Here is a 23,990-nt window from a genome sequence, read left to right as displayed (position 1 = left end):
ATGCGGTGGCCCTGTCGCTTTTCGAAGTCATACCCGCTCGGTTGCCGAGATCGGTCGGATCGAGGTGATTCCGTGGTCGGGCGTCGCGAGAGCCTCCGAGCGGCACGTCGTTCTGCGCGGAGCCTCGGGGTTCGGAGTCACGCGCACCTGCACCGAGCCCGTCGTCGTTGCAACGACGACGTCCATCCCGCTGTCCGACGCGGTGGCCGCCGTCGGACGCACGTCGTGGATTCCGGTGAGGCCGTATTCGGTGCGTACTGCGTGTTCGGCAATCTGGACCGCCGTGTCGTCGGTGCACCGACCCCGGTAGTGCTGCAGAGACAACTGCCCACGGTCGTGACCGTCCACCACGCCCCGAGCATTCGCCGGAGTGAGGTTGCCGTAGTAGCTGCCCTCCGGCAGCGCCACCATTCCCGCCGCATACCGGTCCCCACCGAGGTGCGTCGATTCCCACACCCGTCCGTCGGGTCGACTCAGAGCGGTCGCCACCGGACGACCCAACACCGCGCAGCACGGATCTTTCTTCCCGTGCGTACACACCAGGTACAGCGGCTGATCGACAGATATCCCCAGGCCGGGTGGGGTATCGCCCGAAGCGGCTTCCAGCGGCAGCTCGAGCATCTGCTCGACCGCGTCGACCGTGTACTGCTCAGCCCACGGACCCGAACGGCCCGAATGCACGAGGAAGATTCGCCGCACATCGGTCGAATTCCGCGTCAGCCGAGTGTCGCGCACGAGTTGGGGACGTACCCGTGCCGCCGAACAGCGACGGGCAAGTTCGACGCCGATTCGACCCAGCGGACCGTCGGGCCCCCACGGTTCTGTGCCCCACGGACCTCGGTGTTCGATCAGCACCCACCCGTCGGCCCTGGCCGCCGTTCCGCGAAGAGACTCGTCGCTCTCTCGGGCCACCGCGGCGCAGCCGCCCCAGCGTTGCGATGGAGGCATGTCAGCCACCGAGTCCGGCCGCCGTCTCCACCAACGCCTGCGCGGTGAGTACGTTGCCGAACAGGTAGTCCTTGGACGGCAGTTCGGTCACCCGGGCACCGAGTCCGGTGAAGAGCGGGTTCTGCCGCAGTTGCGCCACGGCGTCTTCCGTCCCGGCGTCGGTCAGCAGCACGATGTCGTCGGCGTCGAGCACGTCGATCAGTTCGGGACTGACGTCGACGGTCTGCACCGCGTCCGACCCACGGTCCTGCTGCGGCGGGGCGCTGTAGCCCAGATCGGCGAGCACCGAGTAAGGAAACGAGCCGTCCTGCGTCATGTACCGAAGCGAGTCGGCGCGCACCCGTGCGATGGTCAACGTGCTGCCCTCGCGCGGTGCCCGAGCCTGCGACTCGTTCACCGTGCGCCGATAGTCGGCCAACAGGTTTTCGGCCGTGTCCTGCAAGTCGAAGAATTCCGCCACCTGCTCGAGGGTGCTCTGCCACGACGCCGGCGCGTAGTCCACGACGACGGTCGGTGCGATCGGGGCGACGCGGTCGAACAACGCGCGACTGTCCTCACCCTCCGTTCGCATCACGATCAGGTCCGGTCCGGCCGCCGTCAGGGCCTCGATGTCGATGTCGGAGTCGGCCGATCCGATGTCCACCGGTTCGTCGGCGAGAAGGGCACGTACGACGGGCGCGTAGTCACCGGTGAGCGGCGGCTTCACTGCTGCGACCGGCTGCACTCCCAGAGCCACGACCGCTTCCATCGTGCGGTCCCCGTCGAGCACGGCAACGCGCTGCGGATCCACCGGAATACTCGACTCACCGAATGCGTGCTGCACGGTGCGGACGTCACCTGGGTTCTCCTGGGTGCTCGACGCGTCCGCTCTGCACGCAGTGACCGCGATGGCGACCAGGCATGACGCGACCGCAACACCGAGCCGCCCACCGATTCTCCCGAATTTCATCGAAGGAGCGTATCCGGTGGCAATGCGCAGCGGGGCGGCCACGTTTCGGCTGGCACTCTCCCCATCTTGTGTGCCAGCCGCTTTCGGGTCATTCTCTTCTTTACCCAACGTCGTGTACCCGGCTAGCGCCCTGTACCTGTCTGGGAGGAAAGATCGAGATGGACGAGCGAGATCTCATCGGTGTTTCACCGTTTCATGCCGCCGGTCTGCTGCGCGGATTCGTGATCTCGGGCCGCTGGCCGGACACCACCAAGGAATGGGCTCAGTTTCTGGCCCTCGCCGTGCGGGTGGCCTCGATGCCGGGCCTGTTGGCCACGTCGACGGTGTTCGGCGTGCGGGAGGAATTGCCCGACGACCCGGAGCCGGGCACGGTCGGATTGGTCGTCGCCGAGGGTCCGGTGATCGGCGATTTCGCGCTGGCACCCGGACGGTTCGCCGCGCATCAACCTGCTGCGTTACTGATGCTGCATCCGCCCTCGGAGACCACGCCGACGCTCCCGGAGTGTGCGGGCGCGGCGTCCGGGTGCGTCCTGCTTCCCGGCCTTCCTCACCTCGGGCTCGACCACCGGGCGGCCTGGGTGGAGGCCGAGTCCGACGGCACCGTGACCTCGATGGTCAGCCGGGTCGGTCTCGATCCCATCAGCGATCCCGACACCGCAGTTTTGGCGATGCTCCTCGCGTCGTGACCGCTCCCCGTACACGAGGTTTCGGGAACCCAAACTTATTGCGGCATTGGACATTTCACGATCGACCTCCTACAGTCGTCTGCAGCGAAGGGGAGTAGCCCCCAATCAACGTGTCGACATACTGGTTGCTCGAAAGCGACCCGGCACCTGAACCGGCCAGTTCCGGTGGGCGAGACCTTCGGTCCGTTCGACGACCGAGGAGTCCGCTGTGCTGTCCGCATTGTTGTTGAGTTTCGCTGTCATTTTCGTCGCCGAGCTGGGTGACAAGTCCCAGCTCATGGCCATGACGTTCGCCCTGCGCTACAAGTGGTACGTCGTCATCGGCGGCATCACCGTGGCCACCACTGTTGTGCACCTGGTCTCGGTGGCGGTCGGGCACTTCCTCGGGGTGTCGATCCCCACCGAGGCGATATCCATCGTCGGCGGCATCGCATTCGTCATCTTCGGGCTCTGGACGCTGCGCGGCGACTCCCTGTCCGACGACGAGGGCGCGAAAGCCTCCCGGGTCACCAAGTCCGCGTTCCTCGCGATCGCGTCGGCGTTCTTCCTGGCCGAGCTCGGTGACAAGACGATGCTGGCGACCGTCACCCTCGCGGCCGACAACGACTGGGTGGGCGTGTGGATCGGCTCGACGGTCGGCATGGTCGCGGCCGATGCGCTTGCCATCGTGGTCGGTGCGGTTCTCGGAAAGCACCTGCCGGAGCGCATGATTCAGTACGGCGCAGCTATCCTGTTCTTCGTTTTCGGTGCCGTCCTGTTCTTCGAGGGCCTCATGCCCGGCACCGCAGCCCCGTACATTGCCGCCGGAGTGGTCGTCGTGATGTCCGCCGTCGTCGTCGCCGTGTTCGTTCGACGCTCCCGCACCAGGGCAGCGCGGGAATCGTTGGAGCAGACCACCAGCGAAGACGCCTGACCTTGGTTTACACTCCTCCTCCGGAGGGGTGAATGAACATCGACCAGCAGGTCATCGGTACCGACGCCGCACATCGCTCGACCGACCGGCTGATCAGAATCATCGGTCGTTTCGTCGGTGTCGGCTATGGGGCGTACCTGTTGCTGTTGATCCCCGATATCGCACGCACCGGTAGCGTAATTCCCGGATGGTGGACTCCGACAGCAGTGGTCGTCGTGTTCGGCACCGGCTTCGTGTTCGCGGCTTCCACCTTCCACCCCAGCATCGGAGTCATCCGCATTGCCGGTTCCATCGCCGCGCTGGCGTTCCCGGTATGGGCCGTGCTGTGGTGGATTGCCTGGGACGGTACGACGTTCGACCAGGGGGGAACGTTTCTCGCGGCATTTCCCGGCCTGGCAGCACTCGCGGCCGCCACGGTGTGGCCCCCGGTCCCGGCATTCGTCCAGATGACCGTCAGCGTCGTCGTCGTGCAGCTCACCAATCAAGCTGTGCGAGAACCGTTCCCCCGCAGCAATGCGGTCGCGGACATCCTCTTCGCGATGATGTTCTGCACGGTGTTCGTGGCCGCAACCCTCGCCGCGGTACGCACCGGGCGCATTCTCGATGCCACCATCTCGTCGGCTCAGAACGACGCCGCCCGGGCAGCCGCGGCCACCGCCCGCGAGGTCGAGCGCGAGCGGTTCGACGCGCTGATCCACGACGAGGTCATGTCGTCCCTGCTCGCCGTGACTCGACATGGCCGCACGCCAAGCCTGGCGCGTCAGGCCCGCTCGGCTCTGATGCATCTCGATGACCTGACCACCGGCACCGCCGCCGAGACGTTCTCGGCCGACGAGGCTCTGGCTCAGCTGCGTTCTGCCGCAACGACAGTCGACGAGTCGATCGAATTCACCGTGGACGAGCACGTGCTCGTGCGGACGGAGCAGTATCCAGCCGATGCAGTACGAGCCATCGCAGCCGCATTGGCCGAAGCACTGCGCAACAGTCGAATCCACGCGCAGGCATCGCACCGTTCGGTTGCCGTGGAGCTGACCCCGTCGTCGATGCACATCACCGTGCAAGACGACGGCATCGGCTTCGATCGACGCTCGGTGCCCCCGCACCGACTCGGTGTCGCCGTCAGTATCGAAGGCAGGATGCGTCAGCTCGACGGCGGATCGGCCGACATCCACTCCTCCGCCGCAGGCACCACCGTGCGATTGGGCTGGAAGCGATGAACGGCGTGGACGTTCGCGATCTGCTGTCGATGAAGTCGACGGCAGCCTATGCGGTCGCCGGATTCTTCGTCCTCGCGTGCCTGGTGTGCGCATCCACGACCCTGACCGGGGTGTCCGCCGTGTGGCCCGAATACGCAGCGGTGCTCGTGCTCTCGGCCGCGGTCATCCTCTTGCTCAGAGCGCCGGGTGACCCACCGAGCGTGCGGGCGACCGCACTGATGACCGCATCGGGCCCCGTCGCAGCCGCGCTGGTCTTCGCGGTGCTGCCGGTACCACTTGCCGGGAGCCTGCAGACGTGGCCCTTGGGCATGCCATTGGTGATCTACACCTTCATGTGTGTTCGCGGTCGCACCCTGGCCGCGTGGCTCGGGCTGGCACTGACCATGTCGGTGGCTATCGGGTGGGCGGTGGTGACGGGTCAGGGATTTCTGTACGGGCTGTCGTTCAGCGCCATCAACATCGCGCCGCTGTTGATGGCGACGTTCTTCGCCTTCACCATCCGTCCGTTGGCCGCGGCCATCTTCGAACTGCGCAAGCAGTCGACGGTGCGTATCGCGTCCCAGGCTGCGGCCGCGGCCGTCCTCGAGGAACGCGACGCCCGCCTGGCCAGTCTCGACGCGTTGGCCCGTCCGTTGCTGCAGCGCATCGCCGACGGTCCCGATCCCACCGACGAGGAAATCCTCGCGTGCCGGCTGCTCGAAGCCGAACTTCGCGACACCCTGCGCGCCCGCGGTCTCGTGAAGCCCGACCTCATTCTCGCCGCGCGATCGGCTCGGGCGCGCGGAGTGGACGTGACGATGCTCGACGACCGCACCCCGGACGCACTCGACGACGACGCACGAGACCGCATCGTGGCCGCTGCATCGAGTGCGCTCGACGCCGCCGAAGCCGGCGCGGTGACGGTCCGCCTCCTGCCTCCCGGACGGACCGTGGCGGCGACGATTCTGCTCGACGACCTGGGCGACGGGACGCAGCGAGTCGAGTACGACGAAGCCGGTCACATCCGGCGCTGAGCGGTGGTTTGGACCGCTGCTCCCCTGGCTACTCTGCGGCGGACCAGTCGGTCTGTACAGCTGCAGCCGGTGAACGGAGATCTTCAATGGCACTCGATCGTCGCTCGTTTCTGATCGGATCCGGTGCTGCCGCAGTGCCGTTGCTGTTGGCGGGATGCGGCTTCGTGAAGTCCAGCCCGTCGCAACAGACCGAGGGCACGCTGACGTTCACCACGTGGGGTACCGATGCCGAGCTGGCCGGCTTCCGGGACTCGATCAGCGCGTTCGAGGCGGCCAATCCCGGGTCGACGATCACTCTCAACGCAGTGCCGTACGAGCAGATGTTCACCAACATCGACGCCCAGCTCCAGGCGGGCAATCCGCCCGACATCTTCCGCGTTCCGTACTACACGTTCGGCGCGTACGCCGGCCGCGGCCAACTGCTGGATCTGTCGCCGCTGTTGGCGTCGGACACGCGGGATCAGTTCACGCCGACAGCGTGGGCTGCCGTGCAGAACGGCGGAATCCCCTACGGCCTGCCCCACCACACCGACACCTCGGCGATTCTGGTGAATCGAAACCTGTTGTCGCAGGCCGGTATCGACTCGGTCCCGACAACTCTCGACGACGCCTGGACGTGGGACGAGTTGGCGTCGATCGGCGATCGACTACGTTCCTCGCTGCCGGCCGACAAGTACCCGTGGGCCTACAACTGGCAGGGCAACGGCGTCACCCGCTGGCTCAGCCTGCTGTTCCAAGCGGGCGGATCCTTCCTGGCCGAGGACCAGAAGACTCCCCTGATCGACTCCGACGAGGCGCGCCGGGCCGTCGAATTCTCGTCGTCCTTTTTCTCGAAGGGCTACGTGCCGGCAAACAACACCATCGCGTCGTCGAGCTACGCCAGCGAGGCCTGGTTCTCGCAATCGGTCGCCATGGTGTGGTCGGGTGCGTTCCAATTGCCCGACGCCGAAGCCACGGCCAGTTTCGATTGGACGGCCACCTACGCGCCGCGAGATCGCCGGGGCGGCGGCGACTTCGGCGGCAATGCACTCGTCGCGACGTCGCAGACCTCACAGCCGGAGCTGGCGGCGTCGTTCCTCGAGTTCGTCACCCAGCAGGAGCAGATGCGCAACTTCTGCAGGGCCGCGTCGCTGCTGCCGACGCGCACCGACCTGCTCAACTCCGACCTCGAGTTCGACATCCGCTCGGAGCTGGCCCCGATCTTCGCGGCGCAAGCCACCACCGTGCAGCCTCAGGATGCGGCCCAGGTGGCATCGCCGTCGATGTCGGCGATCATTCCGGTTCTGAAGGAGCAGCTCGATCTCGCCTTCGCGGGTTCCCAGGATTCCGCCGCCACCGTCTCCGCGTTGCAGAGCGGCATCGCCGGGGTCACCGGCGCATGACGGCTGTAGTACGAGCGAAGACCAAGCGCGCCGGTGCCAGGAGAGAAGCATTCGCGGCCGCCGGATTTCTGGCCCCCAGCTATGCACTGTTGGCCGTGTTCGTGCTCGTTCCCCTCGTCGCCGCGTTCGTCGTCAGCCTGCAGCAGACCGACGGATTCGGGGCAGGCGAGTTCGTCGGGGCGGCGAATTACGCACGCCTGGTGGAGGATCCGCTGTTCTGGCGGGCGCTGGTCAACACGCTGCTGTTCACGGCGTTGGTCACTCCGCTGTCGATGCTGTTCGGTCTCATCGCCGCGGTACTGCTCAATTCCGCGTTACCCGCCCGGCCGCTGTGGCGATCGCTCGTGATCCTGCCGATGGCGGTCTCGGGCGTCGCGACCGGCCTCATCGGCATTCTGGTGTTCGACCAGAACTCGGGCGTGCTCAACAATCTGATCGGGTTCCTCGGGCTACCTGCCATCGACTGGCAGTCCTCTCCCGGTCCGGCTTTCGCATCGATCGTCATCGCCACCGTGTGGTGGCGCACCGGGCTGAACATGCTGATCTACCTGGCCGGCCTTCAAGGTCTCGGTCCGGACCTGTACGAGGCAGCCCGGTTGGACGGCGCAAACGCGTTCCAACGCTTTCGGAACGTGACGGTGCCGCTGCTGGGGCCGACGTCGTTCTTCCTGCTGGTGCTCAACGTCATCTACTCGTTCCAGGTGTTCGATCTCGTCTTCGTCCTCACCGGCGGTGGACCGGGCGGGGCGACGTCGGTGCTGGTCACGTACGCCTACGAGACGGGCTTCGTCACCCGAGACCAGGGCTATGCAGCATCGATCGGGATGGTGCTGTTCCTATTCGCCCTCACGTTCGCCGCCGCGCAGTGGCGCGCGAGCCGAACGAAGGATCTGGTCGAATGAGCGGGCCGAGAAACGCGTCCGCTCGTCGCGCACTGGTGCTGCGCACCGTGATCATCGCCGTCATCGGCCTGATCACCGTCGCGCCCCTGTATTGGATGCTGGCCGTGGCGTTCTCGACTCGCGGGGAATTGCTGGGCGGCGGCGAGCTGCGGCTGTGGCCACGCCAGGTGACGTGGGAGAACGTCACCCGCGTGTTCGACTCGTTCCCGGTCGCGACGTGGCTGGGAAATTCGATCGCCATCGCCGTCGTGGTCACGATCATCACCGTGGTGACGAGTCTGCTCGCAGGATATGCGTTCGCGCACTTGAAGTTCCGGTTCTCGACGCCGTTGTTCTTCATCGCGCTGGCGACGTTGGTGCTGCCGGTGCAGGTGATCATGGTGGCGTTGTTCCGCATCGTCGTCGGGCTCGGCCTGTACGGCACGTACTGGGCGGTGATCCTGCCGAGTTCGGCATCGGCGTTCGGGCTGTTCCTCGCACGCCAGTTCATGCTCGGCATTCCGCGTGAACTGCTCGAGGCGGCGCGTCTGGACGGTGCCGGTCAATGGCAGATCTTCCGACGCGTCGTGCTGCCGCTGTCGGGACCGCTGATCGCCGTCCTCGCCTTCATGAGCCTGCTGCAATCGTGGAACGATTTCGCGTGGCCGTTGATCGCCCTGCGAGAGAACGAACTGTTCACGTTGCCCATCGGGCTGCTGTACCTGCAGGGCCAGGCGAACAGCGACTACGGTGCCACGATGGCGTTCGCGCTGATCAACGTCGTGCCGATGGCGTTGCTGTTTCTGTTCTTCCAGAAATACTTCATCGCCGGATTCGCGCGCAGCGGAATCAAGTAGCCCTCGACTGTCGAAGCGGGCGCCCACCGGTACATGAGGTCCCCCGCCGGTTATGGTGCAAGCGACTACGAGGTCGCAGCCTGTGCCGCGGCCCGCCACCGTGAGCGAAGGGGATCGTACGACGTGGAAATTTCAGGAACAGCAGCACTTGTCACCGGCGGGGCATCGGGCCTCGGTGCCGCAACGGCCGCACGTCTGGCCGCCGCGGGCGTCACCGTCTTCGGTCTGGATCTGCCGCAGTCCATCGAGCGCGCCGGGGACGGTGTCCCGGCCGGGGTGACACTGCTCCCCGCGGACGTCACCAGCGAAGCCGAGGTCGAGGCGGCGCTGGACACGATCGTCGCATCCGGTGTGCCGCTGCGCATCGTCGTCAACTGTGCAGGCGTCGGCTGGGCGGGCCGCATCCTGTCCAAGAAGGGACCGCACGATCTCGAGCTGTTCCGCACCGTCATCACCATCAATCTGCTCGGCACGTTCAACGTGATGCGACTGGCCGCGAATCGGATGCAGTCGCAGGCCACCGTCGACGACGCAGGCCAGCGCGGCGTCGTCATCAACACCGCATCGGTCGCGGCGTTCGAGGGACAGATCGGGCAGATCGCCTACACCGCCTCCAAGGGCGGCGTGCACGCGATGACCATCACCGCAGCTCGCGACCTCGCGCAGGTCGGCATCCGCGTCAACACCATCGCCCCCGGCATCGTCGACACCCCGATGCTGGCCGGCGTCACCGAGGAATACCGCCAGGGCCTCGAGGCGTCGGTGCCGTTCCCCTCGCGTCTGGCGCAGCCCACCGAGTACGCGCAGCTGGTCCAGATGATCGCCGAGCACGATTACCTCAACGGCGAGACCATCCGCATGGACGGCGCGATCCGCATGGCTCCGCGGTAATCACCGACCACTCCGCGTGGCCCCGCCTGTCGAGGTGGGGTCACGCGCGGGCGCGTAGATCCGCCACCGTCGGAATCTCTTTCTCGGCGCGGTCGGACATCCACTCGCGCAACACTTTTGTCGCCAGAACATCGTCCTCGTTGTAGACGAGCAGTCGCTCACGCTGCGTCTGATCGGGCTCCGCGTCGTAGCCGACGGCCTCACGGTACCAACCCATCGACGCCTCGCCGCCTGCCTCGTCGTCACGCCAGGCGAATCCCGCGACCGGCGCAATCTTCTTCAGGCCCTTGCCGTTCGGGCAGATGAACTGATCGCTGACGGCCTGGTAGATGTCCACCCACTGCTCGCTGTCGATGAACTCGCGAATCTGCGCCTCGGTGGGAACCCCGGGAACGTCGGCGAAACGGCGCGCCGAATCGAGCAGCCACTTGTCTTCCGCCTGTCGCGAATAGCAGTACGCGGCAAAGGTTTTGCCGCGCGCAGCCGCATCGGCCCTGGTATCCATCAACCAGTTCCAGAACACCGCGAACGAGCGGCCCTCGTCCACGGTAGGCAGCGGATCCCACGTGACGAAACCGCGATACGTCGGCGGCGGACCGCCCGCCTCGGTGAGCAGCGTGCCCCACAGGTACGCGCCGTGTTCCTGATAGCTCTCCATGTCCACGTCCACCTCGACGTCGGCGCGATGCACCGTCACGGTCTCCGAGCGCCGCAGCAACGGCACGTCGGCTCGCCAGGCCAGCGCCGCGGACACGGCGTCGTCGAAGTTTCCGAAGGGCCATTCCTCGGGAGCCGGGCCGGTCCACTGCGCCAACTCGTCGATGGTGCGCACGCCGGCACTGCGCAGCACATCGGCGCGGGACCCGGAGGCGACCAGCGAGACGTCACGAACGGCCTCGAGCTGCGGCTTGCAGTCGAACCACCACGAACACGACCGACATTCACTCACCTGGGAAGGAACTGTGAACGCGGCACCCTGGGCCACCGAGAGCCGGTCTGCGAAGCGGGTGTCGTAGTCGTCGAGGACGGTGGTGAGATCGTGTACCAGCATGCACTCGCCCTTGTAGCCCACTGCGCCGCCGACGGGGGTGGCCGTGGCCAGGCCCTCGTGCGTCAGCATGCGATACAGATGAGCGAGCCGGAGCTGGTCGCGCAACTGACTGCGCACCTTGCGGGTCTCGTCGATCGACGGAGACCACCGGTCCAGTGGGGTGGTGCGCGCGCCGCGGCCGGGGTCGGTGACCTTGTGGTTGACGACGATCACCGGAATGTAGCCACCCGCCGCGTCGCGGACGAGCAGTTCGCTGCGACCGCGTCGGCCGGTGTCACGTTCGAGGGGTAGTACCGCGTTCCAGATGCGTTCCACTCCGGCTCGGCAGGCGGCGACGGTGGCGTCGGCAGCGTCGCGGGCACTGGGTTCGTCGATCTCGATCCACAGCATCGGATCGTCCACGGCCAACTGCGCGCGGACGTTCTCCCGGTGAGCCTGAGCTGCTTCTCGGCGCTGCCGTACCCCTGGGTTCTCGGGTTCGCCGCGCAACAACGACCCGTACGCCGTGTCGAGATAGAGACGATGCCGACACCGCGTCAACGATCCGGCGTCGAGCAGCACGGGCACCGGTGATGTGGCTGCCGCACCTCGTTGACCGTTCACACTGCTAGACACTAGGTCAGCCCTCCGACAGCCGGTACAGATCACCGCCCGTCAGCCTGTGAACACCACCGCCCGATAAGGTGTGTGGAACGCACCGTTTCCGCCTAGCAGCACACGTCAGGAGCCTTGTCGATGGGTTTGTTCCGCAAGCGTAAGGGTCGAGCCACTCGTAAGGCAGAGGCCAAGGCACTCAAGCACAAGGCAACGTTGGAAGCGAAGCTCGGCGCAAAGAACGAGCGCAAGCAGTTGAAGTCGATCGCCAAGGCGCAGCGCAAGCTCAGCGCGGTGGAGGCGAAGTCGCAGAAGAACGTCGAGAAAGCGCAGGTGTCTGCTCTGAAAGCCCAGCAGAAGGCTGCGGTGCAGGGAACGCTGAGCGTGGCTCAGATCCGCAAGTACCTCGGCATCGCTCGACTGCTGATTCCGGTGTTGGCCCCCATCCTGTACCGCGGTGCGACGGTCGTTCGCGCGCAGCTCGACAGCCGCAAGGCGCAGCAGCTCGGTGTCGCTCCCGATCAGCTCAGCGAGTACACCGGCCACGGCGGCAAGCTCAGTGCCCGCATCGCCGGTGCCGAGAAGTCGCTCGACACCATCGGTGCACGCCACTCGGACCCCGAGACCAAGAGTTTCGGTGCCGCGATCAGCGAGCGTCTGGACGATCTCACCACCGCCGTCCGCGCGTCCGAGCAGATGCCGCCCGCTCGCCGCAAGACCGCACACGCCGCGATCTCCGCAGAGCTCGACGGCATCGAAGCCGATCTGCTCGCCCGTCTCGGCGTGCGCTGACCTCCTGAACAACCGGTGACCGACAGCTCTGCCGCCCCGCTTCGTGGCGGAGCTGTCGGTATCGTCACCGCGACGCTCGCGGTGGCCGCACACGGCATGGCCGGCGGCGGCTGGGCCGACGGTTCCGCACTGGCCCTGCTGATCGTCGTCAGCATCGGAGTCGGTGCCATGACGGCGCTACCCGAGCGTTCCACCGTTCTGCTGCTCCCGGCCCTGATGGCCGGCCAACTTCTCGCCCACATCGCGCTGAGCCTCGGCGCGGCAGAGATGCACCACCACCCCCTGCTTCCCAGCACCGCGATGATCGCCTTCCACGCGGCCGCCTCGGTGATCGCCGGACTGATGATCGCCGCGGCCGAACGCCTCTACGGCCCGATCACCTCCATCGTCCGAGCGGTTCTCGCGCTCCTCACTCCCCTGCCCGACGGTTCCGCCGTCGGTCGCGTGTCCATGTCCGTCGCGGTTCCGTCGGTAGACGGAACCGCCCTGGACTGGGTCATTTCTCGTCGCGGACCTCCGGTCTCGGTCTACTGACCGACATCCTTTTTCCGCACATCCCTGCACAGAAATGAACCAACCCATGAAGAGCTCTCTTTCCCGTGCCCTGTTCGTCTCGGGAGCCACCGTCGGCGCGTTGCTGATCGGCGCAGGCGCTGCGTCCGCACACGTCGTCGTCTCCGCTCCCGACGCCGCACAGGGCGGCTACTCGGTGCTGACGTTCCGCGTCCCCACCGAGTCCGATACCGCCTCGACCAGTTCGGTCAAGGTGACCCTTCCCGGCCTCAATTCTGCTCGTACACAGCCCGTTCCGGGCTGGACGTCCACCGTCGAGAAGGACTCCGCCGATCTCGCGGTGTCGGTGACGTGGACGGCGAACCCCGGTTCCGAGGTCGGGCCAGGCCAGTTCCAGCAGTTCCTGCTCTCCGCGGGCCCGCTGCCCGAGGAGGAGACCGTCTCGTTCCCGGCCACCCAGACCTACACCGACGGTGAGGTCGTGAACTGGGACGAGCCGATGACCGAGGACGGGAGCGAACCCGAACTGCCTGCTCCCACTCTGACTCTCGCCGCGTCGAGCGTTGATGCACACGGTGGTGCCCACACCGAGACCACCGCAACCACCGAGGCGTCGGCCGAGTCATCCTCGTCCGACAACACCGCCCGCTGGCTCGCCGGCGTCGGCCTCGTGCTCGGGGCCGTCGGCGCAGGTCTCGGCATCGGCGCGACAGTACGGGCGCGGCGCTCGTGAAGGCCATGGCCATTTCCACGAAAGCGCTGGTCGTCTCGGCGGTGGCACTGCTGACGCTGTTGGTCGCCGCACCGATGGCGTCGGCGCACTCGCAGGTCACCGGGTACAGCCCGGCCGACGGCTCGTCCCTCGACGCGTCTCCGGCAACGGCGTCCGTGTCGTTCAACGAGGTTCCGCAGTCGCAGTTCGCCACGCTCAACGTCGTCGGGCCCGACGGCAACATCTGGTCCGAGGGCGACGCTCGCATCGAGGGTCAGAGCGTCGTCGTCGACGTCAACGAACTGGGACCGGTCGGCGACTACACCCTCGCGTATCGCATCACCTCGGCCGACGGCCATCCGGTGAGCGGTACTGCGACGTTCACGCTGACGCAGGAGGGGTCGGGAACTCCCGGGGCACCGGCCGACGCGTCGGGAAGCTCCGAGGAGTCCGAGAATTCGTTCCTCGGCGGCTACGGTCAGATTGCGCTGATCGCAGTGGCGGTTCTGGCTTTCGCCGGGGCATTGGCATTCGCGCTGCGTAAGCCAAAAAGCGTGCGTAAGCCGAAGAACCGGAAGTAGCACCGACGTGGCTGCGGTGGGCGAGAGAAGCGTTCGGCTGATACTCGCCGCCGCAGCCGCGGCCGTGCTGGGGGTCGCGGTGGCCTTCGCCATGGCGTACCCCACCTTTCCCGACGGGTCGTCGTGGCTGCGGGTGATTGCGGTGACGTCGGGCTCGGTGGTGTTGGGGTTCGGGATTCTCGCTGTCCTGGACGGCAATTCCGAGTCTCGACGCCCCGCCGTGGACTCGCAGGTGATGTGGCGTTCGATCGGCTATCTGTCGGGGTTGTGGGCGGTAACCGAGTTCGTCCTGCTGACTGTGGCGGCCGCCGATTCTGCCGGACGCACGCCACTGACCCTGTCGCCGAATGCGTTCACCGCGTTCGCCACCTCGATCTCCGTGGGTCGACTGGGTACGGCGACGGTGATCCTGGCCCTCGCGCTGTGTGCCATCGGGGTGGCCGGGTATCGGCTGAGTGCGAGCTGGTCTCCGATTCCGGTGGTCGTGCTGGCGTCGCTGGCCCTGGTCGCTCGGCCGATCACGGGGCACATGTCTCAGTTCGCGTTCGGCTCCATTGCCGTTGCCGTGCACGTGGTCTGCGCGTCGGTCTGGCTCGGGGTACTGGGAGCGATGGCGCTGAGTCTGCGGAGCAAATCGGCATGGGCGACGCTGTTGCCGGTCTATTCGCGAGTCGCGTTCTGGTGCGTCGTCGGGGTTGCCACCACCGGGGTGCTGGACGCGGCCCTGAAGCTGGACAGCCTCACTGCCCTGGTCGAGACCGGTTACGGCCGAATCGTTCTCGCCAAAGTTCTGATCACCGTGATCCTGATCGCATTCGCTCGCCGGATCCGTGGGACGTGGTTGGCGACCGTGTCCGCACACCGATCCACGGTGGAACACTCGGTGGGGCGGGCGGCCGCGCACGTCTGCCTGCTGACGGTGGCGTTCGGCTTGGCTGCGGCGCTGGCGACCACTGCGTGAGCCGGCAGCAGCCGAAACCTTGTCGGCACTCTGTACTAGCCTGAGTGAATGCCGAAGTTGACTGTGGTGCCGGGTGGTTCTTCGGCACCTGCGCTCGGTCGGATCCACACGGTCGCGGAGTTCTTCGCCGGTATCGGCCTCGTGCGAATGGGCTTGGAGCAGGCCGGCTTCGAGGTCTCGTGGGCCAACGACATCGAACGCGACAAGCACCACATGTATCGCCAGCACTTCGGTGACGATGCCGGCCATTTTCAACTCGGCGATGTCGCTCGCACCAGTGGAGACGATCTACCCGACGGTCTGTCGTTGGCGTGGGCGTCGTTTCCGTGCACCGATCTGTCGCTGGCCGGCGGCCGGGCCGGTCTCGCCGGCAAGAACTCCTCGACCTTCCGGCATTTCACGCGGGTCCTGGCCGAGCTCGGTGATGCTCGGCCACAGGTGGTGGCGCTCGAGAACGTCGTCGGGTTGGCGACCAGCCACGGTGGTGACGATCTGGCCGCAGCGGTTCGCGAGCTCAACGAGCTCGGCTACTCGGTGGACGTCCTCACCATCGATGCTCGACGCTTCGTCCCGCAGTCGCGTCCACGTTTGTTTCTGATCGGTGCACAGAATCCGCCGGAGGATGCCCGCGACCCCAACAGTGAGCTTCGGCCGGATTGGTTGCAGGCCGTATACGGCGATTCGACGTTGCTGACGCATCGGGCACCACTGCCGAGTCCGCCGATTCCGTTGACCAGCGGTCTGGGAGATCTGGTCGAGCGCATGGACTACCGCGACGAGCGGTGGTGGGACGCCACCCGTACAGCGGCGTTCGTGCAGTCGTTGTCGCCGATCCAGTTGCAGCGCATCGAAATTCTGAAGAAGGCGCGCAAGGTCAGCTACCGCACCGCCTACCGTCGCACCCGCAACGGCGTCGCCGTCTGGGAGGCTCGCCCCGACGACATCTCCGGCTGCCTCCGTACTGCGCGCGGAGGTTCGTCGAAGCAGGCGGTGGTCAAGATGGGCAACGGCCGGTTGCAGGTGCGGTGGATGACACCACTCGAATACGCCCGCCTGATGGGTGCCGGAGACTACACGCTCGACGGTCTGCGAAACAACCAGGCGCTCTTCGGTTTCGGGGACGCGGTGTGCGTTCCCGTGGTCGCGTGGCTGGCCGAGCATTACCTGATGCCGCTGGTCACCGGATCTTTCGATTCTGCTGCAGCGCATGTCCAGTCACGGTAAGTCCTCGCTGCGGTCGTCTGCCGTCGCGCCGCGCAAAAGCACTCTCCCCGCGGACGATGTGCAGTCCTTTCGTACCGCTCTGCGAGAAGTGCTGAGCGAGAGGGATGATCACGGTCGGGTATGGTCGGCGGCCAAGTGGGGCGTGTATGCGTTCTACGACTACGACGGCGAGCCCATCTACGTGGGGCAGACCAAGGAGAAGCTCAGCGTCCGGGTGCAGCGGCATCTGACCAACCAGCGAACCGACGCAGTTGCGATGCGGGTGCTCGACGTCTTCGAGGTCGCCGAGATCGAGATCTGGCCGCTGTGGCAGTACGAGGACCTCAAGAAGTCCGACGGCGCAGATCAATTCCGCGCAGCCGAGCGTGATCTGAATGCTCACGAGTACACGGCGTACCTCGAGGCCATCGACAGGTCGAGGCACAAGGCGATCCTCAACGAGAAGATTCCGCCGGTCTCGGAGCCCATCGCACTCCCCGCGTCGCTACGTCGGTCGTTGATTTCCGAACAGACCCGACGTGAGCGCGGCCATCCCGACATTCGTATTGCTCGCCGCGCCGAGACCATCTCACGACTGGCCGCGGTCACTCGCGAACGCGGCGAGGTCTCCGAGGGTCTACGACGCGTCCTCGTGGTCCAGGCCGTGCGCCTGGCCTACCTGTCAGCCGAGCGACTCGCCTTCGTCGAGGGGCATCCCATCCCCGATCCCGCCGCCATCGACGTCACCGCACTGGTGGGTTCGGTGCTGCACGAGCGCAGCGACGACAGTCCCGACAACGAACCCGATGTGGAACCCGAGGACGACGCCGAGCTGGATCTGTTCAGCGAGTACTGACGAAAGTAGGCTCGCCTCGTGCCGCTTCCCCCTCACGTTGCCGATCTCACCAGCATCGATCTGTTGCTGTCGGTGGCCGAGCTCGGCAGCATCGGGCGAGCGGGGCGGGCTCACGGTATGTCACAGCCGGCGGCCAGTGCACGTATCCGTGCGCTGGAGCGACGCGTCGGCGCTCCGCTGCTGCGGCGCGGAGCGCGAGGAACGGTACTGACCGAACTCGGTGAGCTCGTCGCGAGTTGGGCTGCGCCGGTGGTTCGGTCCGCCGAGGACTTGGCGACGGCCATCGCCACGTTGCACGCCGAACGCGTCGGCCATGTACGGATTGCCGCGAGTCAGACTGTCGCAGAGTATCTTCTGCCGCGCTGGCTGGTCACGCTGCACACGCTTGTCCCGCACATCGTCCCGGCGCTGAGTTCGGGTAACTCGACGGTGGTCGCCGAGAAGGTGCTCGCGGGGGCCGCCGACCTCGGTTTCATCGAAAGCCCCAGCGTCCCGGCAGCTCTGGACCACCGAACCGTTGCCACCGATGAACTGGTACTCGTGGTGGCACCGGACCACTCGTGGGCCGTCACCGCGCCGTCGGTCGCCGAGATCGTCGCCACCGCACTGGTGACGCGGGAGGCCGGGTCGGGAACGCGTTCGGCCTACGAAAGTGCCTTGGTTGCAGCGGGTCTCGGACAACCGACGTCGCCACTCCTCGAGGTCTCCTCGACCACGGCGATCAAGTCCGCCGTCGGGGCAGGCATCGGTGGAGCCGTGCTGAGCTCTTTGGCCGTCGCCACCGAAATGGCCGCCGGAACCCTGGTCCGAGTACCTATCCCAGGACTTACTCTGCATCGTGAGCTGAAGGCGATCTGGCCGTCCGGCCGCGCGCCGAGTGGTCCGGCTGCGGAACTGCTCACCGTGGCGGCGAAGACCCAGCTATAACCCTGAGTTATGGGCGAGGGGCAATTCGCTACCTACCGGAGATGATCCGTCACGCGCAGGCTGAAGACATGACCGTGACAGCTCCTACCCGCGTGGTGCGACACCAGCCCTTCGAGCACATCACCCCCAACTGGTTCGCCGCGGTGATGGGGACCGGCATCGTGGCCACCGCAGCCGCGACGCTGCCGGTGCAGTCTCCCGCACTGCATGTCTTCGCCGTTGCGGTGTGGGTGATCGCAGCAACCGCGCTGGTCGTGATCGGTGCGGCCTTCGCGATGCACTGGATCGCGCATCGCGACCACGCCGTCGCATACGCCCGGCACCCGGTGATGGTGCAGTTCTACGGCGCTCCGCCCATGGCGATGCTCACCGTCGGCGCGGGCGCAGGTCTCCTCGGAGCGGACCTGCTCGGATCCACTGCGGCCACAACACTGTTCGCCGCGCTGTGGATCGCCGGGACGATCACCGGTCTGCTCACCAGCGTCGTCGTGCCGTATCGGATGATCACCGCGGCCGATCACCGTGACGTCGCGGCCCTGCCCGCGTGGCTGATGCCCGTGGTGCCGCCGATGGTCTCGGCGTCGACCGGTGCGTTGCTGCTCCCCCACGTGCCCGACGGCCAGTGGCGGCTGGCGCTGCTGTGTGCGTGCTACGCGATGTTCGGGCTGTCGCTGATCGTCGGGATGATCACGCTGACTCTGATCTACGGCCGTCTGCTGCACGGCGGTCTGCCGCCCGTCGACGCGGCTCCGACCGTGTGGATCACGCTGGGGCTGATCGGCCAGTCGATCACCGCGGCGAACCTGCTCGGCACCGATGCGTCGATGGTGTTCACCGGCGCACAGTCGTCGGTCGCGGTCGGACTTCATGTCTTCGGCATCGGCTACGGGCTGATCATGGGCGGCTTCGGAATGCTGCTGTTCGCTCTCGCAACGGCTCTCACCGTGCACGCGGCACGCAGGAACCTGGGGTTCTCGCTGACCTGGTGGTCGTTCACCTTTCCCGTCGGCACCTGTGTCACCGGAGCCACTGCACTGGGACATGCGCTGAACTTCGGTGCGGTGCAGGCTCTGGCCGTTGCCCTGTACGTCCTACTGCTCGCTGCCTGGCTCACCGTGGCCACCCGCACTCTTCGCGGCATCCGGCACGGAGAGTTGCTGCGTCCGGGTCACAGGTGAGAAAGAACGTTCACCACGTTGCCGCCGGGGTCGCGAAAGAAGAATCGGCGTACACCCCACTCCTCGTTGGTGATCTCATAGACGATCTCGAGTTCGGCGTCCATCGCTGCCCGGTACGCCGCGTCCACGTCGTCCACCTCGATCGACGCGGACGGATTGACCGGTCCGGTGGGATCGGTGGTGATCAGACTCAGCTGGGCAGAATTGTCATCGGGCGGAGCGAGCGTAGCGATCCAGCCGTGATTCATCACCACCTCCATGCCGGTGACCTGGACGTACTTGTCCAGCGCCGCATCGAGATCGGTGACCGTGAGCAGTGGCATCGCGCGCACAACGTCCATGTTCGGACTGTATAGCTCCGAAAGCGTCCCCGCGGGGACGTTTCTCGAGTTCCCCGCGGAGGCTGACGCAACGAACATCCCGCACATGGTGGACGATGTTTCGACTACGTCAAGCGCGCGGAGGCCGGCGAGTCGCTGCTGATCACGGTCGCAGGACGACCGAGCGCCGTGTTGGGTCCGGCAGAGCGAAAGCAATGGAACACGTTCGACGACGTAGCCGATGTCTTCGACTCGGAACACGACCCGACCCTTGCGGGCGATCTGATCGACATCGACGACTCGATGCAGGACCCATGGCAGCGATGAGGACGGTGCTCGACACCAGCGTCCTCATAGGAGACTCGCTCGATCGCGTCGCAGGGGAAGTCGCGATCAGCGCCATCAGCCTGGCAGAACTTCACTTTCCCGACCGCAGTCCATCTCAGACCTGTGACCCACCAGACAGGAATATTGTTTGCTTAGCGCATGTATCTATATATATGGTTGCAGACAGCAAGTAAACGGACACTCATCGTTGGAGCACTCATGGCAGTTCGATCCACAACAGCGGAGTCGCTGGTCGAAGAGGTCTTTCTCTTCGGGCGCACGCTGAAGCGGGCCGTGACCACCGGAGTCGAGGATTCACCCCTGCCGCAGGCGCTGACCGGAGTTCTGGCCATCCTGGCGACCGAGGGCGAATGCAGACAGACCGACCTGGCCAGCAGGCTCTGTGTCAGCCAGTCGGCCCTCAGCCGGCAGATCGCAGACCTCGTCGACCTCGGCTACATCGATCGGCACCCCGATCCCGACGACAAACGTGCGTCTCGGGTCTGTGTGTCGGACGAAGGCCAAGCTCGACTGAAGCAAATTTGGGACAGACGAGCACGTCGCCTGGCAGAGATGTTGAGCGGCTGGAGCGAGGCAGAGGCACTCGATGCACTGGACTCGATCCGCAGATTGAACGACACCTTCACCGAAGACGCCCACGCCCAGCACCAGGACGTGGCCCGCATTGAATTGATTGCGAGATAAGACATGACTACATCCCCTAGCGCGGATACTCCGCCCAATCAGGCAGTCGTCGATCCCGACGCGATGTCGCATCGCCAGATCCTCGAAGCCCTGACCGGCCTGCTGGCCGCGCTGTTCACGGCGCTGCTGAGCACCACCATCGTCTCGACGGCGCTGCCCACCATCATCGGTGACCTCAAGGGCTCGCAGACCGCGTACGCCTGGGTCATCACCACGGCCCTGCTGGCCAACGCCGCTTCCACGCCCATCTGGGGCAAATTGGCCGACCTGTTCAACAAGAAGGTGCTCGTCCAGAGCGCGATCGTCATCTTCGTCGCCGGCTCGCTGATCGCCGGCTTCGCCCACAACGTGCCCGTCCTCCTGGCCGCACGCGTGGTGCAGGGCATCGGCATGGGCGGTCTGACCGCACTGGTCATTGCCATCATCGGAACCATCGTCTCCCCGCGTGATCGCGGTCGCTACTCCGGCTACACCGGCGCCGTCATGGCCGTGTCGATGTCCGGCGGCCCCATCCTCGGCGGTGTCATCGTCGACAGCCCTCTCGGCTGGCGCTGGTGCTTCTTCGTCTGCGTGCCGCTGGCCGTCGTCGCCCTCGGACTGCTGCAGAAGACCCTGCACATCAAGACCGTCCGCAAGGACAACGTCTCGATCGACTGGCTGGGCGCACTCCTGCTCACCGCAGGCGTTTCCGTTCTGTTGGTGTGGGTGTCGTTCGCAGGCAAGGCCGACTACTACGCCTGGATCTCCCGCGAGACGGCCTACCTGGTGGGCGGCGGCGTACTGCTGCTGGTCCTGACGATCATCGTCGAGGCACGGCACAAGTCGCCGATCATCCCGCTCAAGATCGTCACCGAGCGCACGACCGGCCTGGCCATCATCGCCTCGATCGCCGTCGGTGTCGGCCTCTTCGGAGCCACCACCTTCCTCGGCCAGTACTTCCAGACCGCTCGCGGCTACACCCCCACCGAAGCCGGATTGCTCTCCATCCCATTGGTGTTCGGCATGCTCGTCGCCTCCGTCGGCTCGGGACAGCTCATCACCAAGTTCGGAAAGTGGAAGCCGTTCATCGTGTCCGGCTCGGTCCTGCTGGTCGTCGGATTCCTGCTCCTGGGCACCATCGATCACGCCACCAGCCTGGTGACGGTCGGCATCTTCATCACCATCGTCGGCCTCGGTACCGGCATGCTGATGCAGAATCTCGTTCTCGCAGTGCAGAACACGGTCAGTGTGCAGAATGTCGGTGCGGCATCGTCGACGGTTGCCTTCTTCCGCACCTTCGGCGGCGCGATCGGCGTCTCGGTTCTCGGTTCGCTGTTGGCAACCCGAGTGGCAGACAAGTCCGCAGCCGGCCTGGCCCAACTCGGTGTCGACAGCTCGTCGGGCGGCGGTGGATCACTCGATCTCACCGCACTCCCCGCGCCCGTCCTCGAAGTCGTCCGCACCGCATACGGTGACGCGACCGGTCGCATCTTCATGATCGCCGGCTTCGTTGCGATCGTCACGCTGATCGCAGTCGTCTTCATTCCGAATCGCCCACTGCGCCAGACGATCGACATCGCCTCGACCCCTGCGCAGGGACCCAAGGACGAGCCGCAGGACCAGCTCGCCGAGATTCCGTCCTTCGGTGCCACCCAGGACTACCTCTCCCCCGAGTCCGACGCTGACCGCCACCTCGACAGCCGGCACGCCGAGGGTCGGCACGAGGCTCAGCCGGGACGGCGGCCCTTCGAGGGCCTGAGCACCGATGCTCGCGATCGACTGCTCGCTCTGCTGTTGCCCGAGCCGAAGGACACGTTGGCCGCACTCGACGAGGCCGAGACCATCCGCGCCGAAGTGATTGCCTTGCAGCAGGAACTCGACGCGAAGATGCTCGATTTCGATGCAGTGTGCGAGCGGCTTCGTCGCCTGGGGCTCAGTGAGCAACAGATCGCTCGGGTGTTGGGAGACAACCACATTCCCGATAGTCACAATCACTACGCACACGCCGGACTGAACGGACACAGCGTCAACTAGACCCGGCATCACAGAATTTCCCCGCACTCTCACCGAGAGTGCGGGGAATTTTCGTTCTATGCTCGCCAGAACGGACAGACCACCATGTCGGTTCTGCACAGGCGGGAGAATCTTTCATGACACGCGGCCTCCGGATCTCCGCCGTCGCGGTCCTGGTATCAGCGCTCGTCTGCGCGTCGTGCACAACCGAGCAGCAGCAGCCCACGGCCGGCACCCCCGTCGACGGTGCAACAGGATCTGCTCCCGGCCTCGGTTGGACTCTGACTCCCTCGGATGTGGGGATCGACGGTGGTCAATTTCGCGATCCCGTCCAGGGCAGTGCCACCGACTCGACGGAATCCGGTTCCATCTCCGACGGCTCGACGGTCGTCACGCTCGTCGGCCGTCTCGACGGCCGGGACATCGCCGACGCCACCCTGGTGGGATTGGACATCGCCGACGGCGCGGTGCGATGGCGCACCCCTGCGGAGGACATCATCGGCTGCGGTGAGGAATTCGTCGACGGTCGGATCGTCTGCTATCGCGGCAACGCCGGCACGAGGTCCCAAATCCTCACCGTCGACGCAGAATCCGGAGAACCGACCACGCGGGACGCAGCGTTCCCCATCACGAATCTGACCACCTCGGACGGCCACGTGTACACCTCGCGTGCGGTGGACGAGGGTGACCGGGCGACGGTATCGCGAGGTACTGCTGATGACCTCGATGCAGACTGGTCGGTGCAGTTCGATTCCGCGACCTCGTCGAGCATGCACTTTGCTTCCACCCTGCACACCGCGCACGGAATCGGGCTGTACGACGACGACCGGGGAGTGTTCGCCTTCGACCTCGACACCGGCGAGAACCTGTGGTCCAGAACAACTCCGAGCTGTGCACGCTCGGGCACTGCCGCGCGCGACGGCACAGTGCGGGTGGTCCGAACGGACTGCTCGGATCCCAAAGCGGTCACGGGTTCGGAGATCGTCGACACCGACGGAACCGTGCTCGCGGCAACGGATTCCGTGACCCTGCAGCAGCCGACGTTCGACGCACCCTCCGAGGGGACCCCGTTGCTGCTCGGGACGGGCGGCTATCGACCGTCGAATCCCGATCCTGTGTGGACCGACGACAGCCTCGTCTGGACTGTTGCGCCGGACGTCGCCGGCCCCGCCGCGACGTTCCTGGCCACCAACGGCCTCGCCTACGCGGTCACCGATTCGGTGGCACTGCTGCGCAACAACGACACCGCCACCGAGTGGGCGATCGACCTCGACACCGGGACCACGCTGTGGAGCCGAGAGTCGGGGCGGTTCGCCGAGGTCGGTGCGCTCGACGGTGACGTCGCCACACTGTTCGGACCGGAAGTACTGCGCGGAATCGACGTCAGAACCGGATCGACCGTGTGGGACATCCCCGTGGCGACGTTCGACGACGAGGGAATCGATCGACAGTCGTGGCCGATGTTCGATCGAGTCGACACCGACTCGATCTACACCAGGGCCCTGAGCATCTCGGTCCTACGCGCGACCTAGACCGTCCCT

24 protein-coding genes and 1 pseudogene are annotated in these 23,990 nt (G+C 66.0%); 21 read left to right on the top strand and 4 right to left on the bottom strand.

The genetic code is table 11. The annotated features are described in order from the left end of the window. Positions 1-27: 27 nt before the first annotated feature. Both MTX34_RS19795 and MTX34_RS19790 read right to left on the bottom strand, forming a co-directional pair. Positions 28-948 (bottom strand): sucrase ferredoxin, encoded by a 921-nt coding sequence (locus MTX34_RS19795; RefSeq protein WP_243610549.1) that lies wholly within the window; start codon positions 946-948, stop codon positions 28-30. A 1-nt stretch (position 949) separates the two neighbouring features. Next, positions 950-1,897 carry an ABC transporter substrate-binding protein gene (locus MTX34_RS19790; protein WP_243610548.1) on the bottom strand — a complete coding sequence of 316 codons (948 nt, stop codon included), beginning with the start codon at positions 1,895-1,897 and terminating at the stop codon, positions 950-952. Positions 1,898-2,055: 158 nt separating this feature from the next. Between MTX34_RS19790 and MTX34_RS19785 the strand changes: the two genes are divergently transcribed. From MTX34_RS19785 to MTX34_RS19750, 8 genes are all read left to right on the top strand, one after another. Continuing rightward, complete coding sequence (locus MTX34_RS19785) at positions 2,056-2,583, top strand: peptidase (RefSeq protein ID WP_243610547.1); 528 nt, start codon at positions 2,056-2,058, stop codon at positions 2,581-2,583. Between the two features lie 208 nt (positions 2,584-2,791). Next, a complete protein-coding gene (locus MTX34_RS19780; protein ID WP_243610546.1) occupies positions 2,792-3,496 on the top strand; it encodes a TMEM165/GDT1 family protein in 705 nt (234 codons plus the stop codon). Between the two features lie 32 nt (positions 3,497-3,528). Continuing rightward, a complete protein-coding gene (locus MTX34_RS19775; protein WP_243610545.1) occupies positions 3,529-4,713 on the top strand; it encodes an ATP-binding protein in 1,185 nt (394 codons plus the stop codon). Further along, the gene (locus MTX34_RS19770; RefSeq protein ID WP_243610544.1) at positions 4,710-5,726 is read left to right on the top strand and encodes a hypothetical protein; all 1,017 of its coding nucleotides are present in this window, start codon (positions 4,710-4,712) and stop codon (positions 5,724-5,726) included. Before MTX34_RS19775 ends, MTX34_RS19770 begins: the two co-directional genes overlap by 4 nt. Positions 5,727-5,812: 86 nt before the next feature. Next, complete coding sequence (locus MTX34_RS19765) at positions 5,813-7,108, top strand: ABC transporter substrate-binding protein (RefSeq protein WP_243610543.1); 1,296 nt, start codon at positions 5,813-5,815, stop codon at positions 7,106-7,108. Continuing rightward, on the top strand, positions 7,105-8,010 hold the full coding sequence (locus MTX34_RS19760) for a carbohydrate ABC transporter permease (RefSeq protein WP_243610542.1): 906 nt from the start codon (positions 7,105-7,107) through the stop codon (positions 8,008-8,010). The genes MTX34_RS19765 and MTX34_RS19760 overlap by 4 nt, the downstream gene beginning before the upstream one ends. Further along, the gene (locus tag MTX34_RS19755) at positions 8,007-8,846 is read left to right on the top strand and encodes a carbohydrate ABC transporter permease (protein WP_243610541.1); all 840 of its coding nucleotides are present in this window, start codon (positions 8,007-8,009) and stop codon (positions 8,844-8,846) included. Before MTX34_RS19760 ends, MTX34_RS19755 begins: the two co-directional genes overlap by 4 nt. A 123-nt stretch (positions 8,847-8,969) precedes the next feature. Next, positions 8,970-9,737: an SDR family NAD(P)-dependent oxidoreductase gene (locus MTX34_RS19750; protein ID WP_243610540.1), complete on the top strand. Its 768-nt coding sequence runs from the start codon at positions 8,970-8,972 to the stop codon at positions 9,735-9,737. Between the two features lie 40 nt (positions 9,738-9,777). Here MTX34_RS19750 and MTX34_RS19745 read toward each other — a convergent pair whose 3' ends face one another. Further along, positions 9,778-11,391: a TM0106 family RecB-like putative nuclease gene (locus tag MTX34_RS19745; protein ID WP_374640073.1), complete on the bottom strand. Its 1,614-nt coding sequence runs from the start codon at positions 11,389-11,391 to the stop codon at positions 9,778-9,780. A 132-nt stretch (positions 11,392-11,523) separates the two neighbouring features. Here MTX34_RS19745 and MTX34_RS19740 point away from each other — a divergent pair, with 132 nt between their 5' ends. From MTX34_RS19740 to MTX34_RS19700, 9 genes are all read left to right on the top strand, one after another. After that, complete coding sequence (locus tag MTX34_RS19740) at positions 11,524-12,174, top strand: DUF6474 family protein (protein ID WP_037186611.1); 651 nt, start codon at positions 11,524-11,526, stop codon at positions 12,172-12,174. A 15-nt stretch (positions 12,175-12,189) separates the two neighbouring features. Then, positions 12,190-12,708: a hypothetical protein gene (locus MTX34_RS19735; RefSeq protein ID WP_243610539.1), complete on the top strand. Its 519-nt coding sequence runs from the start codon at positions 12,190-12,192 to the stop codon at positions 12,706-12,708. 46 nt (positions 12,709-12,754) lie between these two features. Beyond that, complete coding sequence (locus MTX34_RS19730) at positions 12,755-13,420, top strand: YcnI family protein (RefSeq protein WP_243610538.1); 666 nt, start codon at positions 12,755-12,757, stop codon at positions 13,418-13,420. 5 nt (positions 13,421-13,425) lie between these two features. Next, the gene (gene mprA / locus MTX34_RS19725; RefSeq protein ID WP_243610537.1) at positions 13,426-13,980 is read left to right on the top strand and encodes an MprA protease, GlyGly-CTERM protein-sorting domain-containing form; all 555 of its coding nucleotides are present in this window, start codon (positions 13,426-13,428) and stop codon (positions 13,978-13,980) included. Between the two features lie 16 nt (positions 13,981-13,996). Further along, a complete protein-coding gene (locus tag MTX34_RS26015; RefSeq protein WP_243610536.1) occupies positions 13,997-14,941 on the top strand; it encodes a copper resistance D family protein in 945 nt (314 codons plus the stop codon). Positions 14,942-14,989: 48 nt separating this feature from the next. Beyond that, positions 14,990-16,165 carry a DNA cytosine methyltransferase gene (locus MTX34_RS19715; protein ID WP_243610535.1) on the top strand — a complete coding sequence of 392 codons (1,176 nt, stop codon included), beginning with the start codon at positions 14,990-14,992 and terminating at the stop codon, positions 16,163-16,165. Beyond that, positions 16,149-17,000 carry a GIY-YIG nuclease family protein gene (locus MTX34_RS19710; RefSeq protein ID WP_243610534.1) on the top strand — a complete coding sequence of 284 codons (852 nt, stop codon included), beginning with the start codon at positions 16,149-16,151 and terminating at the stop codon, positions 16,998-17,000. The genes MTX34_RS19715 and MTX34_RS19710 overlap by 17 nt, the downstream gene beginning before the upstream one ends. A gap of 18 nt (positions 17,001-17,018) precedes the next feature. Continuing rightward, positions 17,019-17,927 (top strand): LysR family transcriptional regulator, encoded by a 909-nt coding sequence (locus tag MTX34_RS19705; RefSeq protein ID WP_243610533.1) that lies wholly within the window; start codon positions 17,019-17,021, stop codon positions 17,925-17,927. A gap of 68 nt (positions 17,928-17,995) precedes the next feature. Then, complete coding sequence (locus MTX34_RS19700) at positions 17,996-19,105, top strand: TDT family transporter (RefSeq protein ID WP_243610532.1); 1,110 nt, start codon at positions 17,996-17,998, stop codon at positions 19,103-19,105. Here MTX34_RS19700 and MTX34_RS19695 read toward each other — a convergent pair. After that, positions 19,096-19,446 carry a VOC family protein gene (locus MTX34_RS19695; protein WP_243595828.1) on the bottom strand — a complete coding sequence of 117 codons (351 nt, stop codon included), beginning with the start codon at positions 19,444-19,446 and terminating at the stop codon, positions 19,096-19,098. The genes MTX34_RS19700 and MTX34_RS19695 overlap by 10 nt on opposite strands. Before the next feature lie 108 nt (positions 19,447-19,554). On the opposite strand from MTX34_RS19695, the pseudogene MTX34_RS19685 reads away from it, so the two are divergent. The 4 genes and pseudogenes from MTX34_RS19685 to MTX34_RS19670 all read left to right on the top strand — a co-directional run. Beyond that, positions 19,555-19,752 (top strand): annotated as a pseudogene (locus MTX34_RS19685) (type II toxin-antitoxin system Phd/YefM family antitoxin); the annotation flags it as partial. 219 nt (positions 19,753-19,971) lie between these two features. Continuing rightward, positions 19,972-20,457, top strand: a complete 486-nt coding sequence (locus tag MTX34_RS19680) for a MarR family winged helix-turn-helix transcriptional regulator (RefSeq protein WP_243610531.1) — start codon at positions 19,972-19,974, stop codon at positions 20,455-20,457. 3 nt (positions 20,458-20,460) lie between these two features. After that, entirely contained in the window at positions 20,461-22,470 is a 2,010-nt protein-coding gene (locus MTX34_RS19675) for an MDR family MFS transporter (protein ID WP_243610530.1), read from the top strand. Between the two features lie 116 nt (positions 22,471-22,586). After that, complete coding sequence (locus MTX34_RS19670) at positions 22,587-23,981, top strand: PQQ-binding-like beta-propeller repeat protein (protein ID WP_243610529.1); 1,395 nt, start codon at positions 22,587-22,589, stop codon at positions 23,979-23,981. The last annotated feature ends 9 nt before the right edge of the window (positions 23,982-23,990 follow it).

The organism is Rhodococcus sp. ARC_M5 (assembly GCF_022810405.1).
GTDB lineage: Bacteria > Actinomycetota > Actinomycetes > Mycobacteriales > Mycobacteriaceae > Rhodococcoides > Rhodococcoides navarretei.
Note: the sequence above shows the minus strand (reverse complement) of the source record. Positions and strands in the feature narration are given on the sequence as shown.